The organism is Streptomyces sp. T12, from assembly GCF_028736035.1.
In the GTDB taxonomy this organism is placed as follows: domain Bacteria; phylum Actinomycetota; class Actinomycetes; order Streptomycetales; family Streptomycetaceae; genus Streptomyces.
Map to the genome: position 1 here is coordinate 6,902,643 of NZ_CP117866.1, position 17,528 is coordinate 6,920,170.

At 68.7% G+C, this 17,528-nt stretch carries 10 protein-coding genes and 1 pseudogene; 3 read left to right on the plus strand and 8 right to left on the minus strand.

Translation table 11 applies throughout. The features are described 5' to 3' along the window. Positions 1-61: 61 nt before the first annotated feature. Positions 62-310: a hypothetical protein gene (locus tag PBV52_RS31280; protein WP_274242875.1), complete on the minus strand. Its 249-nt coding sequence runs from the start codon at positions 308-310 to the stop codon at positions 62-64. Beyond that, entirely contained in the window at positions 307-1,200 is an 894-nt protein-coding gene (locus PBV52_RS31285) for an SPFH domain-containing protein (RefSeq protein WP_274249721.1), read from the minus strand. The genes PBV52_RS31280 and PBV52_RS31285 overlap by 4 nt, the downstream gene beginning before the upstream one ends. Positions 1,201-1,547: 347 nt before the next feature. On the opposite strand from PBV52_RS31285, the gene PBV52_RS31290 reads away from it, so the two are divergent. Then, positions 1,548-3,947, plus strand: a complete 2,400-nt coding sequence (locus PBV52_RS31290) for a transglycosylase domain-containing protein (protein ID WP_274242876.1) — start codon at positions 1,548-1,550, stop codon at positions 3,945-3,947. 60 nt (positions 3,948-4,007) lie between these two features. On the opposite strand, the gene PBV52_RS31295 is transcribed toward PBV52_RS31290, so the two are convergent. From PBV52_RS31295 to PBV52_RS31315, 5 genes are all read right to left on the minus strand, one after another. Next, positions 4,008-6,149, minus strand: coding sequence for a SpoIIE family protein phosphatase (locus PBV52_RS31295; protein WP_274242877.1), 2,142 nt, complete (start codon positions 6,147-6,149; stop codon positions 4,008-4,010). Between the two features lie 277 nt (positions 6,150-6,426). Continuing rightward, positions 6,427-7,122, minus strand: coding sequence for a DUF402 domain-containing protein (locus PBV52_RS31300; RefSeq protein WP_274242878.1), 696 nt, complete (start codon positions 7,120-7,122; stop codon positions 6,427-6,429). A gap of 72 nt (positions 7,123-7,194) precedes the next feature. Further along, a complete protein-coding gene (locus PBV52_RS31305) occupies positions 7,195-8,604 on the minus strand; it encodes an aspartate ammonia-lyase (RefSeq protein WP_274242879.1) in 1,410 nt (469 codons plus the stop codon). A 69-nt stretch (positions 8,605-8,673) separates the two neighbouring features. Then, complete coding sequence (locus PBV52_RS31310) at positions 8,674-12,546, minus strand: AAA family ATPase (RefSeq protein ID WP_274242880.1); 3,873 nt, start codon at positions 12,544-12,546, stop codon at positions 8,674-8,676. Continuing rightward, positions 12,543-12,986, minus strand: a complete 444-nt coding sequence (locus PBV52_RS31315; RefSeq protein WP_274242881.1) for a hypothetical protein — start codon at positions 12,984-12,986, stop codon at positions 12,543-12,545. Before PBV52_RS31315 ends, PBV52_RS31310 begins: the two co-directional genes overlap by 4 nt. Positions 12,987-13,462: 476 nt before the next feature. Between PBV52_RS31315 and PBV52_RS31320 the strand changes: the two genes are divergently transcribed. Both PBV52_RS31320 and PBV52_RS31325 read left to right on the plus strand, forming a co-directional pair. Beyond that, positions 13,463-15,031, plus strand: a complete 1,569-nt coding sequence (locus PBV52_RS31320; protein ID WP_274242883.1) for a recombinase family protein — start codon at positions 13,463-13,465, stop codon at positions 15,029-15,031. A gap of 940 nt (positions 15,032-15,971) precedes the next feature. Next, positions 15,972-16,076: pseudogene (locus PBV52_RS31325) on the plus strand (HNH endonuclease); the annotation flags it as partial. Here PBV52_RS31325 and PBV52_RS31330 read toward each other — a convergent pair. Beyond that, positions 16,073-16,663, minus strand: coding sequence for a hypothetical protein (locus tag PBV52_RS31330; RefSeq protein ID WP_274242884.1), 591 nt, complete (start codon positions 16,661-16,663; stop codon positions 16,073-16,075). The pseudogene PBV52_RS31325 and the gene PBV52_RS31330 sit on opposite strands and share 4 nt — an antisense overlap. Positions 16,664-17,528: the final 865 nt, after the last annotated feature.

Sequence of the window (17,528 nt, forward strand, 5' to 3'; positions counted from 1 at the left end):
CGTGTGTACAGCCGGACGGTACGTGCGACGGCCCAGGTGGGGGCCGATTGTCACGGTTCTGCTACTGAGACTCGGGTGGGTTCGCCGGAGGGCGACCTCTGCGGGGAATCGGCTTGGCCTCACCCGGCAACCGCCCCGCTTCCGCGAGGGCGCGCCGCAACAGGAACTCGATCTGGGCGTTGGCTGAGCGCAGTTCGTCTCCCGCCCACCGCGCCAGCGCCTCGTACACGGACGGGTCCAGCCGCAGCAGCACCTGCTTGCGCTGCTGCGGCCGCCGCCTCGGCGAGGACTCCTCCGAAGGGACCGTCACTGGTAAAGCGTCCCGGTGTTGAGTACGGGCTGCGGTGCGCGGTCCCCGCACAGCACCACCATCAGGTTCGACACCATCGCCGCCTTCCGCTCATCGTCCAGCTCCACGATGTCCCGCTCGGAGATCCGCGCGAGCGCCGCCTCCACCATGCCCACCGCACCGTCGACGATCTGCCGCCGTGCCGCGACGACCGCCCCCGCCTGCTGTCGCTGGAGCATCGCGGAGGCGATCTCGGGAGCGTACGCGAGATGCGTGAAGCGCGACTCGATGATCTGGACGCCGGCCGCCTCCACGCGCGCGTGCAGTTCGAAGGCGAGCTTCTCGGTGATCTCCTCGGCGTTGCCGCGCAGTGAGAGGCCACCCTCGTCATGGGCGTCGTACGGGTACTCGATGGCGATGTGCCGTACGGCCGCTTCCGTCTGGGTGGCCACGAACTCCAGGTAGTTGTCCACCTCGAAGCTCGCCTGCGCGGTGTCCTCGACCTTCCACACCACGACCGCGGCGAGCTCGATCGGGTTGCCGTAGGCGTCGTTGACCTTGAGGACGGCCGTCTCGTGGTTGCGGACCCGGGTCGAGATCTTCGTGCGGGACGTGAAGGGGTTCACCCAGCGCAGCCCGTCCTCCCGGATCGTCCCCCGGTACCGCCCGAAGAGCTGGACGACCCGCGCCTCGCCCGGCGCGACCATGTTCAGCCCGCACATGGCCAGGAGCGCGGCTATGTCGACCAGGATGCCGGTGATGATCAGCGCCGCCTTGCCGCCGGCCCCGGTGACCGCGGTCGCGCCGACGATCACCCCCGTGCCGACCAGCAGTCCGACCAGGCCCAGCAGCAGGGCGAGCCCGCCGCCGATGCTGTGCGCGGTGAACTCGCGGACGCGTGGTGCGGGCATCTCGGGTACGTCGGGTACGTCGGGTACCTCGGGTGCGTCGGCGGTGACGGACGTGGCGTCGTTCTTGCCGTTCGGCATGGGTGGTCTCCCCCGTTTTCTCCGCGAAGCCGCGGACGGCCTCGTCTATCTCTGAACTAGCTAAGTGATATCAGATTACCCCGACCGGGCAACCCTATGCACCTCTCAGCCGTCGGTTCCGATGGGACGGGTGCTGATTGTCACGTCCGCAAAAGACCGGATCGACCGGCCTTTGTCACAACTTCCGGTGTTAGCTTTCTGAGCTGACCTGAGCGGCGAACCTGTGTGGCACAAGTGCACACAAGAGCGAAGCGGAGCGGAACGGACCCATGGGACGAGCGGAAGAGAGACGAGCGCGGCAGCGCGGCGGCCGCCGCGCGGCGCCCCGGCGTTCGTCCGGGACGCCGTCGAACACGGGGGCGGCCGAGTCGACCACCGTCATCGGCGCATCGTCAGCCGCGGTCGGCGGCCGGGCCGCGGCCCGCCGGGCGGCCAAGAGCGGGGGCAAGGGCGGTGACGGCAAGGGCCGAATACGCCGGCTGTTCACCTGGAAGAAGATCCTCGGCACGTTCCTCGGCGTCTGCCTGCTCGGCATCGGCGCCTTCATCGCGCTGTATCTGTACGTGGACATCCCGAAGGACAGCGCCGCGGCCCAGGCCGCCCAGCGCCAGAGCAACGTCTACAAGTACAGCGACGGCGCGATGCTGGCCCGCGACGGCACGGTCAACCGCGAGATCGTGGATCTGGCCAAGGTGCCGAAGGAGGTCCAGTACACCTTCGTCGCGGCCGAGAACAAGACGTTCTACAACGACAGCGGCATCGACCTGAAGGGCACGGCCCGCGGTCTGTTCAACACGCTGATGGGCAAGGGCGCGCAGGGCGGTTCGACGATCACCCAGCAGTACGTCAAGAACTACTACCTCAGCCAGGAACAGACGGTCAGCCGCAAGCTCAAGGAGATGGTCATCTCCTTGAAGGTCGACCGCCAGATGTCCAAGGACGAGATTCTCGCCGGCTACATCAACACCAGCTACTACGGCCGCGGCGCCTACGGCATCCAGGCCGCCGCCCAGGCCTACTACCACGTCGACGCCGAGAAGCTCTCCGTCCGGCAGGGCGCGTACCTCGCCGCGCTGCTCCAGGCGCCGAGCCAGTACGACTGGCAGGCCGCGTCCGACACCGGCAAGAAGCTGGTGACCAACCGGTGGAACTACGTCCTGGACAACATGGTCGAGGAGGGCTGGCTGGACAAGGCCGAGCGCCAGGGCATGACGTTCCCGAAGCCGAAGGAGCCGAAGCCCACCGCCGGCCGGGAGGGCCAGAAGGGCTATCTGATCGAGCTCGCCAACCGTCAGCTGGAGGACCAGCTGATGAAGCAGGAGGGCATCACACGCTCCCAGGCCGAGGCCGAGGTCGTCGACCAGGGCTGGACCATCACCCTGAACATCGACAAGAAGAAGCAGGCCGAGCTGGAGAAGGCCGTCAAGGCGCAGCTGACCAGCAAGCTGGACAAGAAGAAGCGGCCCGTCGACGCGGACATCCAGGCCGGCGCGGCCTCCGTCGATCCCGAGACGGGGAAGGTCGTCGCGCTGTACGGCGGCGTGGACTACTTCAAGCACTACACGAGCAACGCGACCCGCACGGACTACCAGCCCGCCTCCACGTTCAAGCCGGTGATCCTCGCCGCCGCGCTGGAGGAGAACTCCGAGACGCAGTCCGGCAAGCCGATCACCGCGAACACGATCTACGACGGCACCAGCAAGCGCCCGGTCGTGTACAGCAACGGCAACAAGGTCGGCTTCGCCCCCGAGAACGAGGACGACGAGAACTACGGGCCCATCACCGTCCAGACGGCGATGAACAAGTCCGTCAACTCCGTCTTCGCGCAGATGGGCGTCGACGTCGGCATGAAGAACGTCATGGACGTGGCGGCCAAGCTCGGCATGGACACCACCAACGAGCAGGCCGTGCCCGCGCAGACCCTGGGCACCATGGGCGCGAGCCCGCTGCAGATGGCCGGGGTGTACGCGACCCTCGACAACCACGGCAAGAAGGTCACCCCGAGCATCCTCAAGAAGGCCGAGCACAACAGTCGCAGCGTCGAGCTCCCGAACCCGATCGGCGAGGAGGTCATCAGCCGCGAGGCCGCCGACTCGGTGACCTCGGTGCTGACGGGTGTGGTCGCCGACGGTACGGCGCAGAAGGCCGTGGCGAACAACCCCAAGCGCGACGGCCAGAAGGTCGCCGGCAAGACGGGTACGTCCGACGACAACAAGTCGGCCTGGTTCACCGGCTACACGCCCGACCTGGTCACCTCGGTCGGCCTGTTCGGTGAGGACGACAAGGCCCCGCACCCGCAGGTCAAGATGTACGGCGCGGCCGGCGAGGACCGCGTCAACGGTGGTGGCTTCCCGGCGGAGATCTGGGCGGCGTACATGTTCGGCGTGACCAAGACGGACGCCAGGTTCGACCTGGACACCGACCAGGGCGCGGCCGTCCAGCCGACCTGGACGCCGACGCCGACGCAGGCGCCGACGAGCCAGGAGCCGACGGAGGAGCCGACGACCCAGAAGCCGACGGAGACGCCGACGACCCAGGAGCCGACGGAGACGCCGACGACCCAGGAGCCGACGGAGGCACCGACGACCGAGCCGCCCACGGCGGCGCCGACGGAAGAACCGACGGGCGACATCACCCTGGACCCGGGCAGACCTGACGACGGTCAGTAGCTACGGAGAAGGGCGCCCGGCATGCTGCCGGGCGCCCTTCTCCTTGTCTCCTTGCGCTTTTCAGCCCCGACTCAACTCGAACCAGACGACCTTCCCGGTACTGAGCCGAGTCGCTCCCCACCGGCGGGCCAGCCGATTGACCAGGTACAGCCCACGCCCGCCCTCATCGGTGGCCCGAGCCTGCCGCAGCCGCGGCAACTGCGGCACGTCGTCCCCGACCTCGCACCGCAGCACATCGGTCCGCAGCAGCCGCAACGTCACCGGCCGCGAGGCATACCGCACCGCGTTGGTCACGACCTCGCTGACCAGCAGCTCGACCGAGTCGGTGAGTTCCTCCATGCCCCAGCGGGCCAACGCGCGCCGCGCAAGCCGCCGGGCCCGGCCGGGCGCCGCGTCCTCCGGCTCCAGGAACCAGTACGCCACGTCGCTCGGCGCGATCCCGTCGAAGCGGGCGGCGAGCAGCGCGATGTCGTCGTCCCGGTCGCCCGGGCCGAGCATGTCGAGCACCTCGTCGCACAGGGCCTCGAGGGGCGGTGGATGGTCGGGGCCGGTGAGCTGCGCGGTGGCGGCGAGCTTCTCGCGCAGCTGCTCTATGCCGGTCCACACGTCGCGCAGGCGGGACTCGACCAGGCCGTCGGTGTAGAGGAGCAGGGTCGCTCCGGCCGGTGCGTCGAGCTCGACGGCCTCGAAGTCGACGCCGCCGACGCCGATCGGCGCGCCCGCCGGTACGCGCAGTACCTCCGCCCGGCCGCCCAGGTGCAGCAGGACGGGCGGCGGGTGGCCGGCGTTGGCGATGGTGATGCGGTGCGATACCGGGTCGTAGACGGCGTACAGGCAGGTCGCCATGCGGTCGGTGCCCAGGCGCTGGGCCTGTTCGTCGAGGTGGTGCAGGACCTCCTGCGGGGGCAGGTCGAGCCCGGCGAGGGTCTGGGCCGTGGTCCGCAGCTGGCCCATGATCGCGGCCGAGGTCATGGAGTGGCCCATGACGTCACCGACGACCAGCGCCACACGGCTGCCCGGCAGCGGGATGGCGTCGTACCAGTCGCCGCCCACCCGGGCGGTCTCGGCGGCCGGAAGATAGCGGGAGGCGAGCCGCACGCCGGTCGGGCGGGGGAGCGTCTCGGGCAGCATCGTCCGCTGGAGCTCGTCGGCGATGTACGCCTCACGGCCGTACAGCACCGCCTTGTCGATGCCGAGCGCGCTGTGCGTGGCGAGCTGGGCGGCGACGAGGAGGTCGTCGGGCTCGAAGGCGATGCGATCCGGGCGGCGCAGGAAGACCGCGGCGCCGATGACACGGCGGCGGCCGCGCAGCGGGGCGAGGATCGCGCGCTGACCGTCGGGGATGATCAACTCGCCGTCGTCGCCGAGGAGTTCGGGCAGGGCGGCGCGGGCGGCGGGCGCGTCGGCGAAGACGGGACGCACGCCGCGCAGCACCTCGGCGAGCGCACCGCCGGGCCGCACCTCGCACAGTTCGGCGGTGACGGCGGACAGCTCGGCCAGCTCGTTCGGCTCCGGCTGCTGCGACCCCGCGGCCAGGAAGCCGCCCTCGGTGTCCCGCTCCTCCGGGATCCGGTCGGTGCGGCGCAACCGCAGCACGACGGGCCCTGTGGGCCGCTCGTCGCCGACCGGCAGCGGGTCGCGCAGATAGACGAGGATCGCGTCGGAGAAGGTCGGCACGGTCGCCCGGCACAGCCCCATCACGATCTCGTCCAGGTCGATGCCGCGGGCGATCCGCCGGGTGGCGGCGCCCACGAAGCGCAGCCGGTCCCCGTCCCGCCGCATCGGCGTGGGCCGCCCGGGCGGCAGCCCCTGTCCGGAGCGCCGCTCGGCGGCGGACTGCGGCTGCTCGGCGCCGGGCTGCGGCGGTATGGCCTCCGGAACGGGCCGCGGCCGGTGGGTGTCGGGCTCGGCGGCGACGGAGGGCTGCGAGTGCTCGGGGCCGTTGCCGGGGATGTCTGAGGGCTCCTTGCTCGGGCCGGACGGTGCGGTGGTGCCCGGCGTGGAGGGGGTCTCTCCGGTGCGCGCCTGCGCGGGTAAGGCGGTGCCCCCGCGGGCGTCGCCGGCAGCGGAGTGCGACGGTGTGGAGTGCGCCGTAGACGGTGTCGAGGTACGCACGAGCGCCCCGCGGGGTTCCGCGGGGTCGACGCCCGTCTCGGGGCGTTCGAAGGAGATCGGCTGCTCCGTCACGCCTTTCGAATCCATCCGTCCGGGGCTGCGCGCCATGCATGCAGTTCGTCCCGCCGAGACTCCGATACCCGGAATACGTGCCCCAGGAACGGAATCACCGCGTGACCAGAGGCAGTTCCTGTGCAGCCGGTGGACCGTCTGTTCCTGCCGGCGTTGCCCTGGTAACCCTCGCTCACGTCCTGCCGCCCCTCGGTGACGATCGGTCAAGCCCGGCGCGCAATCCGGTAGTTGTTCCTGCGCGCCCTTGCGGAGGACGATCCTACGTTTGTTGCCCGGGGGCGCATCAAGGGTCTCACGAGGACAGGTGCGCGGGCGTGCGATCCCAGTCCTCAGGCAAAGAAGGTACAGCCCAGGTGGGATCCGGTCGCCAGTGCTGCCAGCCGTCCGAGAACGGCGGCCCCCAGGCGCGGATCACCTCCACCGCGTCACGCCCCGCCTCCCGCACCCGCGCGGCGAGCCCGTCGTCCACCAGCCCGTCCCGCTGGGCCTGCGCGAACTCGTCCTCGTCCCGCCAGTGCCAACTGCGGTCCGGGTGCACGGAGATGTCGAGAAAGTGGTCCTCCGAGTCCACCCCGCCCGCCCAACGGGCCATCGGCTCCTCAAGGTTCACGTACCAGTTCTTGAACTGCCACCCGGGCTCCCAGAACAGCCACACCGACCACGGTTCACCGGGCCGCGCGAGCTTCAGCACCCCGGTCCCGAACCACCGGTCGCGCTGGACGGAACGCGGCTTGGTGTAGCGCGTCTCGAGCGGTTCCATGTGCACCGAGGTCCCGTCGGCCAGCACGGGTTTGACACACTCCGTCCCCGGAGCCAGCCATACGGCGAGGGTCTCGGCGTCGTCCCGTACGACGGTGACGGGACGCGCGATGTGGAAGCGAGGGCCTGCGTTCTCCCGATACCGCCACAGGATCTGCGTGCCGGGCGCCCAGAAGGCCGTCGATCCGCCCGCTTCCACTTCCGTCGTCACCGCTCCACCGTCCGCCATGCACAGATATTAGGTGCCACAGGCATACGACGCTGCGGCGCGCGTCACGGTTCACACCGCGGTGGTCATTGGTTACGGCCGTGTCATCCGCAGGACATCGAGGGCCTCGTCGAGCTGCTCGACGGTGAGGTCGCCGCGCTCCACATACCCGCTGTCCAGGACGACTTGGCGGATCGTCTTCCGCTCCGCCAGCGCCTTCTTGGCGACCTTGGCGGCCTCCTCGTACCCGATGTACTTGTTGAGCGGTGTGACCACGGAGGGCGACGACTCGGCGTACTCCAGGGCCCGTTCGCGGTGGGCGACGATGCCGTCGACGGTCCGGTCGGCCAGCAGCCGGGAGGCGTTGGCGAGCAGCCGGATCGACTCCAGGACGTTCTTCGCGATGACCGGCAGCATCACGTTCAGCTCGAAGTTGCCCGCGGCGCCCGCGGTGGCCACGGTGGCGTCGTTGCCGACGACCTGCGCGGCGACCATGAGCACGGCTTCCGGGATGACCGGATTGACCTTGCCGGGCATGATCGAGGAGCCGGGTTGGAGGTCGGGGAGGCTGATCTCGGCGAGCCCAGTACGGGGGCCGGAGGCCATCCACCGCAGGTCGTTGGCGATCTTCGTCAGCCCGACCGCGATGGTCCGCAGCTGCCCGCTGGTCTCCACGATCCCGTCCCGGGCCCCCTGCGCCTCGAAGTGGTCGCGGGCCTCCGTCAGGGGCAGCCCGGTGGTGCGGGCGACCTCCTCGATGACGGCGGCGGAGAAGCCGGGCGGGGTGTTGATGCCGGTGCCGACGGCCGTACCGCCGAGGGGGAGTTCGGCGAGCCGGGGCAGGGAGGCGCCCAGCCGCTCGACGCCGTACCGCACTTGGGCGGCGTAACCGCCGAACTCCTGACCCAGCGTCACGGGCGTGGCGTCCATGAGATGGGTCCGCCCCGACTTGACGACGTCGGCGAACTCCTCGGCCTTGCGCTCCAGCGACCCGGCGAGGTGTTCAAGGGCCGGAACGAGGTCGCGGGTGACGGCCGCGGTGGCGGCGATGTGGATGGAGGACGGGAAGACGTCGTTGGACGACTGGGACGCGTTCACGTGGTCGTTCGGATGGACGTCCCGCCCGAGCCGCTCGGTCGCGAGGGTGGCGATGACCTCGTTGGTGTTCATGTTGGACGAGGTGCCGGACCCGGTCTGGAACACGTCGACGGGAAAGTGCTCGTCCCACCGCCCCTCGGCGACCTCGCCGGCCGCCTCCTGAATCGCCTCGGCGACGTCCTTGTCGAGCACCCCGAGCCGCGCGTTCACCTGCGCGGCGGCGCCCTTGATCCGGGCGAGGGCCTCGATGTGGGCCCGCTCGATGCGCTGCCCGGAGATGGGGAAGTTCTCGACGGCACGCTGGGTCTGGGCCCGCCACTTGGCGTGGACGGGGACGCGGACCTCGCCCATGGAGTCGTGCTCGATGCGATAGCCCTGCTCGGCGTCGTCGGCAGTCGTCGTCATTGTTGTACCTCCACGGGGGAGAGCGCGTGGCCCGTGGGGCCTATTCCCGTTTCAGCATCGCGCAGGCCGTCAGCCCCCGCAGGGCGGCTTGTACGGCAGGTCCGGCGACACGTACTTCTTCCAGTCGTCCGGGGTCATGGCGTGCCGGGTCGAGGCGCACAGCACCGAGCGGGCACGGGCGGTGTCGGTCTGCCACAGGCGTACGGTTCCGTCCGCGCCGCCGGTGATGAGGTGGCCGCCGCGTGGGCTGTAGACCAGCGCATACACGGCTCCGCCGTGGCCGTTGACCGGATAGCCGTACGCGCTGGTGCGGGCCGGATCGGAGACGTCCCACAGCCGGACCTGGCCGATGGCGTTCCCGCTGGCGAGCAGGGCGCCGTCGGGGGAGAAGCCGACACTGTTCGTGATGCCTCCGCCGAGCACGGGTTCCCCGACGGCGGTCGGTGAACGGGGCCGGGAGACGTCCCACAGCCGGACCTTGCTGTCCCCGCCGCCGGTCGCTATCAGCCGCGCGCGGGGGCTGGCCGCGAGGGAGAAGGCGTTCTGGGGGTTGAAGAGCTCACCGGTCAGGGAAGGCGCTTCGCCGTCGGCCGTGCGCCAGACACGCAGGTAGCCGACGGTGTCTGCGGTGTAGAGGTAGCCCCCTCGGGGCGCGGCGGCCAGGCCCTTGAGCGGGAACTGCTGTCCCCGTACCTCGCCGTCGCCCAGGGCGTCGGGTCGGCTGGGGTCGGAGACGTCCCAGACCCGCAGCCCGCCCGCTTGGTCGCCTCTGAGGACCATGGTGGTGGCGACCAGTGAGCGCCCGCCCGCGTCGAAAGCCAGGGCCCCGACCGTTTTCGTCTGGCCGGGCAGCGCCGAGCCGACCGGCAGTGGCCGGGCCGGAGCCGATACGTCCCACAGCCGTACGTCGCCGCCGAAGTCGCCGGTGGCCAGCAGGGGACTTCGGGACGGCCCGGGCCGGAAGGCGACGGCATTGACGGTCGCACTCAACGGCGGCAGTTTCCCCAGCGGGGTCAGGCGGGTGGGGGCGGATATGTCCCACAGGGTGACCTCGTTGCCGGACGCTGCCGCGAGCAGCCGTCCGTCGGAGGTCACCGCCATCGACTCGACGCTCTGGCCCCCGCTCATGACGCTCAGCGTGGCGGGCAGTCGCCACAGCAGCACCCTGCCGTCGGCCGCGCTGCTGGCGAGGGTGCGGCCGGTGGCGTCGAAGGCGAGGTTGTTGACCATGGTGGTGTGTCCGCGCAGGGGAGGACCGATCGCCCTGGTGAAGCCGGGCGCTCCCACGTTCCACAGGTTGATGGCTCCGGAGTTGTCCCCGGTGGCCAGGATCCGCCCGTCCGGACTGAAAGCGACCGACATGGCCGGACTGTTGAGGAAGAGGGTGTTCGCCACTTTCGGGCGGCCCGGACCGGACAGGTCCCAGACGATGACCCGGTTGTCGCTCCCGGCGCTGGCCAGCGTCCGCCCGTCGGGGCTGTACGCCACCCGGTTGACGATGTTGTCGCCGTGGCCGCCGAGCTCACCGCCGAGTGCCCTGGGGCGGTCCGGATCCGAGACGTCCCACAGCCGCAGCAGCCTCGACCGGGAGGTGCCCGGCCCGGTGCCGCCGCTGACGGCCAGCGTGTCGCCGTCCGGGCTGAACGCGGTGGACGTGATGACCTGCGCCACGACGGAGTGGACGGTGCTCAGCCGACGGGGCTGCCTCGGCTCGGCCACGTCCCACAACTCGACGGCGCCGGTCGGTGTGGCACCGCCCTGGTAGTACGTCGACAGAGCCAGCGTCCGCCCGTCAGGGCTGAACCTCAGACTCCACACCGGCCCTTTCGACACCGGCACCAGGGGCGAGAGGGCCACCGGGCGCCGGGCGTCGGAGACGTCGTACATCCGCAGGCTGCCGCCGTCGCCGACGGCCAGCAGGTCGCCCCGCTCGTTGTACGCGGTCGGCCCCGTCGATCCGGGCCCGGTCTTGATCGAGCCGGTCAGCGGGGCGGGTCGGCTGGGATCCGAGGCATCCCAGATCTGCAGCCTGCCCTTGCTCGTGCCCGTGGCGAGTCGGCCTTTCGGACCGAAGGTGACTGAGTACACCGTGTCGAAACGCTGCGGCAGCGGGGTGGCGTGAATCGCCCCCGCCCCCTGCATCAGCCGCGTGCGCAGCGCGGCCGTCGGCCGCATCCCGTACGCGATGAGGTCGAGCTGCGCGGCGAGGGCGCTGTCGGTCTCGCGCCGGCGGTCCGCCTCGGCGGTCACCCGGTCGAAGATCGCGGCGTCGCGCTGCGCGAGCGCCTCGCTCCGGCGGTCGAAGGCGAACGCCGCCAGCCCCGAGGCGAGCAGCAACAGGACGACGATCGTCGCGATCGCGCCGCGCCGGATCAGCCGGGCGCGCCGGTGCTGCCGCTGCGAGGCGGTGAGGAACGCGGTGGCCAGGGGCGGGACGTCGTGCTGGTGGTCCGCGGCCCAGGTCCGGGCCCGTTCCAGCCGGGTGCCCCGGTACAGGAACGTGGAGTCGCCGCGGCCGGCGTTGTCCCAGGCGGAGGCGGCTTCTTCCACTTCCTGGCGGATCACGCCGTGCTGAGCGGCCGCCTTGATCCAGTCGCGCAGCTCCTTCCAGGCCCACAGCAGTGCTTCGTGGGTGACCTCCAAGGTGGCCTCGTTGTGCGCGACGCCCCGGGTGAGCAGCCGCGCCTCGGTGAACCGGTCGGCCAGCTCGTCGACCGCCGTCGGGTCGGTGGCCGTACGCCGCAGGTCGCGCAGGGTGCGGCGGCGACGGGACACCTCGCCGTTCTCACCGATCCTGACCAGGCCGAGGAAGAACGGCCGCGCCGCCGCCTCCGCGGCCGGGGTCAGCTGCCGGAACACGGTGCGCGCGGTGGTCTCGATCGCGCCGTCGATGCCTCCGGTGTCGCGGTAACTGTCCATCGTGAGGGTGTCGCCCCTGCGGCCCAGCCAGGTGCGCTCCAACGCGTGGGCGAGCAGCGGCAGTTGACCGGCGCCGTAAGCGGTGTCCTCGTCCCGCCAGGCCGTGCCGCGCAGGTCGCGCAGGATCAGGTCGACAAGTCCCTGCCCGAACTTGAGACCGCACCGGTCGGCCGGGAGGGTCACGGCCCTGCGCACGTCCTGCTCGTCCATCGGGCCGACGATGACCTGATGGGTGTCCAGGACGTCGCGCAGATGCGGGAAAGCCAGACAGGAGCCGTAGTGGTCCGCGCGCAGGCCGTAGACGGCGAGCGCGACGGGTTCCGCGGCCTCGGTGCCTTCGGTCAGCGCGGCGAGCGCCGCCACGAACCGATGGCGCGCGAGCTCGTCCTCGCAGGCCGTGAACAGCTCCTCGAACTGGTCGACGACGAGCACCAGCCGTTCGCCCGGGGCCAGGCGGAGCCGCTCCCGCACCAGCTGGGGGAGCGCGTGCGGCTCATCCCCCACGGCCTGAGCGACCACCGCCTCCGCGACCCCGGCGACCTGCGCGAGGCCGGCGGACAGCGCCCTGAGCGGGTCGGACGTCGGCGTGAACAGCAGCTGCCGCCACTTCGCTGAGCCCTCGACCTGTCCCTTGGCCAGCTCCCACAGCAGCCCGGCCCGCAGCACCGAGGACTTGCCCGCACCGGACGGTGCGACGACGGCCAGCGGCTTGTGCTCGCTCAGGCACCCCCGGAGCCGGGCCAGCACCTGGCTGACCACGTCCTCCCGCCCGAAGAACCACTCCGCCTCGTCCAGCCGGAACGCCCGCATCCCGGGATAGGGGCACACATGGGTCGTCGCCGGGCTGCTCGTCCGGTCGTACTCGTCACCGGCGTGGTGGTAGTGATCGTGCCGGTGACTGTTCACATCGCCCTGCACGACGATCATGCTCTGGGCGGACTGGTAGACGGTGCCGTGCTCGGTCGCCTCGGCGCGCAGCACGACCTCCACCGACCGCTTCCGGGCGCGGTCCGGGGAGGTCATGTCGGCTTGACGTGCATGTCACGGCCGGCCTGATAGACCGTTCCGCCGTCCTTCGCCTCGGCGTGCATGTCGATACGCTGCGCCGGGGCGTCACCCTGTTCGCCCCGTTCGCCCTGTTCCGCTTGTCCGGCTTGCTCGGCGGCGAGTTCATCGACCAGGGCGGTGAGCGCCCGGCGGGCCGCCGGTTCGGCGTCGAGCAGAGCGCGGAAACGCTCTTGCCATGCCTCGACGAGCCGGGACTCCTCCTCGTCGCTCGGCGAGCCGCGCAGTACGTCGAGGGCGGCGTCCGTCGCGGAGGCGGCTGCGGACTCCTCGTCCGGGCGGTGCCGCCGCCACACGCCTACGATCAGCTCGCGCACCCGTGCCCAGGCGTCGGTGGAGAGCGAACTCACCACCGTGTTGGCGGCCGTCGTCGTCAGGACGGCCAACTGCTCCTCCATGAGCGTCCCCCGTGTTCCCCGCGTGGCTGCTGTTCACTGCTGAGTCAACTGCCATGCACAGTCTGTCAGTTGCCCAGCGCCCAGTGTGGGGAAGTCGAGGCAGGCTTTGCGAGGGAACGGCTGTGAGGGAACCGTGAACGGGCCGGCATCTGCTACCGGGTCAGCTCAGCCCGCACCGCGCACTCTTCACGCCGGTCCGCATCTTTCAGCCTGTCCGGCGTTTGAGGACGAGGCCCGTTCAGGGCCGAAGCGGGGGTCTGGGGGCGGCAGCCCCCAGCGGGGTCGAAGGGGCGGAGCCCCTGGGGATGGGACGGGTAGGGGCGGCGGGGGCGAAGACCCGACCCCCGCCGCACCCGTGGCACTAAGCCAGCCCAGGCCCCCGCACCGGAATCGACGTGAACGTCGGCGCGGGCGCCGGGTCCTGGAAGAAGTCGTTCGACTTGTTCAGTTGGCGGCACCACCCGTAGCATCCGCGCATGATCTCTAACCCGAGGGTGCTGGGGAACGTCCGGCTCTCCGTCATGAAGGACGACACGACCAGCCCGGAGAAGCAGCGGGCGGCCGTCGAGCACTGGGCGCACGGCCCCTCTATAGAAGGACGCATCGTGGGGTGGGCCGAGGACGTGGACGTGTCCGGCGCGATGCACCCCTTCAAGAGACCGGGCCTCGGTCCCTGGTTCAACGAGCGGGCCGACGAGTGGGACGCCTTGGCCGTCTGGAAGCTTGACCGCCTCAGCAGGAAGGCGGGCCACTTCGCCGAGGTCTTCGAGTGGTGCCAGAAGCACGGCAAGGTGATCGTGTCCGTGACCGAGGGCATCGACATGTCCACCCCCATGGGCAAGATGTTCGCTCAGATCATCGCCGCCTTCGCGGAAGGGGAGCTCGACACCATCCGGGCCCGCGCTCTGTCTGGCTCGATGGCCCGGAAAGCTAAGGGGGTATGGATCGGCGGTGTGCTCCCGTTCGGCTACCGATTTGAGCGCCAAGAGGACGGCGGCAAGAAGCTTATTCAGGATGCGGAGTATGCAGCCCTTCTCCGGGACATCGTAGAGAAGCTGAAGGGCGATTGGTCGGCGTACAAGATTGCCGTCGACCTGAACAAGCGTGATGTTCCAACGTGGCGTGATTACCTACGAATTGAGCGCGGCGCTGAGCCGAGAGGGGTCGCCTGGACGGCTAATGCCATTCGGGCGATTGTGACCAACCCTACGGTGGGTGGCATCTATACCTACAAGGGCGAGCCTGTCGCGGATGACGACGGGGAGCCGGTACGGATCACAGATGAGCCGCTCATGGAATACGGGGATTGGGCTTCCCTGGTGGCTGATCTCACGGCCAATCGCCCGGTGGCCCGTGCCACGCCTTCTCGCTCCATGCTGGGCGGTGTGGCCGTCTGTGACCTGTGCAGCGCGAAGATGTCCTCTTCCAAGAAGACCAAGGAGAACGGAAGGGTCTTCTACTACTACGCCTGCAACAACATCAATACGGGAACCTGCCCGAGTCCCGCGCGAATCCGAAGAGAAGACCTCGACATGGCCGTTGGGCAGTTCGTGAGGGTCACTCTCGGACCGTTGCCGGTAATGGAGAGGGTCAATAACTCGATCAGCCAGGCGAAGACCGAGTTGGCTGAAGCGGAAGCCACCCTTGACCGGTTGGAGAGTGATTACCTAGCCGGTCGTATCAAGACGGACGTTCAGGTCGAGCGTTACTGGAAGCAGCATGAATTCCAGTCCGCCAAGGTGGAGAGGCTGCGTAACGAGATCAAACAGGCGGAGGACGCTCCTGCCTGGAAGGAGACTGGGCATACCTATGCCGAAGAGTGGGAAACCAAGGATGACGAACAAAAGCGGGTGTTCATCCAGCGCCACGGAATAAGTGTGACGGTCGGCTTCACCGAAGAAGGAAACCGTCGCGCGCGTATCAGGATTCCTGAGGTTTCCGAGATTGCGCAGGAAACCGGGTTGCAGGTACCTAGCGGGTACCTCTGGACGGAGCCGGAATCTGAATGGATTCTTCCAGCTCGACGACCGCACGCCGGAGACTGATGTCCCTCGCCCCTAGGCCCCTGGAGCGTTTAGACGCTTCGGGGGCCCATTTGTGCCCGCCCGCGCTCGCTACGGAGCGTGCGTACGCCTGCGTTCTGGACGTTTAAACGCCCTCCCTTGATTCCGCCAGGGGTGCCGCTGTAGACATACCCAAGCAGCCAACTAAGCCCGAGGATAGATTGAAAATTGGATTCGGACCCGGCGCCCCGTGGGGCGCCATTTCTCAGCTCGACTGCCGAGCGAAAGCGCGCAACTCTTTGATCAAGCCGCTCGCCCTACGGGTGTACTTCGCTGCCCTCGGATGGGGCAACCAGCTAGGGCACGCCGAGTTCGCCGAGGGCGACCTAGCTTCCATCCTTGCCGGAGAGTACGGCCAGGCGCTCGCCAAGCAGGCCGTACAGAAGGCCATAGCCGGAGCCAAGACCATGGGCCTGATCGGGCCTGAGTCGGGCGCACGCTGCCTTGTGCTGCCAGGGCATCACTTCCAGAAGAACGGCCTCGGGTCGGCATCCTGCCGCGTGCACTCTCTTCGCACTGCCGCGTAACCCTGCCACGGTTACCGCGTAACCCTGTGAAGGTTACCCATACTTCTCTGACCTGTGGAAACCTCCGCTGCCTCTCTATCTCTATTAGTCATCCCCTGGCCGAGGAACGTAGGCCAGGCTCGCAGCATCACCAGGGCGCCCCTCGAAGGGCGCCCCTTCTGTTTGGACTATTTATGCCTTACCTGATGTGCAGCCGCTGTAAGCGGCTCTATCCCCTCGGCTCACGGTGTGAGCTATGCACCTCGGCCGGAGCGAAGCGACGGGAGCAGAAGAGAAAGCACACGCGCCCTTCGCCCTGGGCGCGCGGTTACAACACTCAATACCTGAAGGCTCGGGCCGCAATCCTTGCGGCTCAGCCTCTCTGCTCTATGTGAAATGCGAGGCCGGCTACGACGGCCGATCACATCGTTCCGCTCAGTCGAGGCGGAACGAATGACATTGAGAATCTTCGCCCGGCCTGCGGGCCGTGCAACTTCAGCCGAGGCAACAGAACGGCCTAGGTGGAGTGCGAGGAAGCGGCGGCGTCCGGCCGCCCCTGATGTGATCCCATAACCTGCTGAGCCGCCGCAACGAAGTCCCGGTGGTAATCGCGCCATCTATCAGGTAGAAATTGGCTTTCATCGACAAGCCCGTTGATCATCCGGACATAGTCTTCATCTGGAACGCCGTCGGCTCCAGAATTCATGCGGTGCATAGCCGTCAGTGCGGCGAGTCGCATTCCAAGCACTGACAAAACCCCCTCGGCGCTCTCCGCCACGGCTGGAGGGCCGAGAATTTCTATTCTTGCTTGCCACCGATACAACGTCCGGATCAGCTCTACAGCCTGGGAAACATCTTGCTCCTCGCCAAGCTCAACGAGGCGAGAAACCTCGTTATAGGCGTCTTCGAACTGCTCATACGCCTCTGAGCGTTGTTGTCGAAGCCAGTGAGCATGCTCAGCGGCGGCCTGGTCCTGTACCTGCTGCTTGACGGCATGGGCTGACCTCTCGGCACCGATCTTTGCGCCCCAGACAGCCGCAGCGCCGCCGACCACGGCACCCAACAGCCCGAACCCTGCTGCGATCAGCGCAGCTATCTCCTGATCCATAAGGGCATCTTGCCGGATGCACATCCGAGGGAGGGGAGGTTCAAAAGTTTCAGGCTTGCCTTCTCCAGACCCGCCGCCTTCCCTTCGCTTGAACGCGCGGGGGTTCGCCTAGGTTCGTGGGAATTCATGCATTTCAACGAATTCTCATGCATCCCGACGGATGCCCTCGTATTTCGACATATCAAGGCGTGGAGGGTCCATGAAGGACATCTATTGCAAGCACTGCGAGCGGCCTACGGCGGCTTGCCCGGACGCTCAGGCCGCCGAGGTCGAGCGGTGGCTAGAGAACCGCCGTAGGGCGCGCACAAGGATTCTTGGCGACTTCGACGGGAAGGTAAGCGCCACCGCTGGCAGTAATCGGATGGCATACCTACCCAGGTAGTGACCGACGTCACAGCATTTTCGGTGTCAGTATTCGGCCGATCTGACAGGTCTATATAAGACGCAAAGAGACTTCGATCCCTTCGGGGTCGGGGGCACGGGAAGGGCACGGGCGGTGCCGCAGCGGTAGCGGTCCGGTTTCCATGGCTTCAAAAGGCCGTGGACCGGGCCGCTTCGCATATCCACTTCCGAATGCTGCGCCCCCGCTCACCATTCGAGGGAGATCAAAGATGGACAACACGGTACGGCTTCGCTGCTGGACCTGCGAGCAGGAATTTGCCACGGAGTACGGCCCGGGGAGGCCACCCCGGCACTGTTCGGATGACTGCCGCGCCCTAGCGCGGAAAGTTCGGCGTCGAGTTCGGTGCGTCGAGCAAGCGGAGCTTAGGCGCATAGCCCATACTCCGCCGTTCTAACTGAATAGCCCCGCCCTAATTCAAGCGGCCCCACCCATTCCGGGTGTCGGGCCGCTTTTGCATGGCCG

Excerpts from the sequence above, each read along its gene's own strand:
- PBV52_RS31285 (WP_274249721.1), bottom strand. The coding sequence starts at position 1,200 with ATGCCCGCACCACGCGTCCGCGAGTTCACCGCGCACAGCATCGGCGGC.
- PBV52_RS31290 (WP_274242876.1), top strand. The coding sequence starts at position 1,548 with ATGGGACGAGCGGAAGAGAGACGAGCGCGGCAGCGCGGCGGCCGCCGC.
- PBV52_RS31295 (WP_274242877.1), bottom strand. The coding sequence starts at position 6,149 with ATGGATTCGAAAGGCGTGACGGAGCAGCCGATCTCCTTCGAACGCCCC.
- PBV52_RS31300 (WP_274242878.1), bottom strand. The coding sequence starts at position 7,122 with ATGGCGGACGGTGGAGCGGTGACGACGGAAGTGGAAGCGGGCGGATCG.
- PBV52_RS31305 (WP_274242879.1), bottom strand. The coding sequence starts at position 8,604 with ATGACGACGACTGCCGACGACGCCGAGCAGGGCTATCGCATCGAGCAC.
- PBV52_RS31310 (WP_274242880.1), bottom strand. The coding sequence starts at position 12,546 with ATGACCTCCCCGGACCGCGCCCGGAAGCGGTCGGTGGAGGTCGTGCTG.
- PBV52_RS31315 (WP_274242881.1), bottom strand. The coding sequence starts at position 12,986 with ATGGAGGAGCAGTTGGCCGTCCTGACGACGACGGCCGCCAACACGGTG.
- PBV52_RS31320 (WP_274242883.1), top strand. The coding sequence starts at position 13,463 with ATGATCTCTAACCCGAGGGTGCTGGGGAACGTCCGGCTCTCCGTCATG.
- PBV52_RS31330 (WP_274242884.1), bottom strand. The coding sequence starts at position 16,663 with ATGGATCAGGAGATAGCTGCGCTGATCGCAGCAGGGTTCGGGCTGTTG.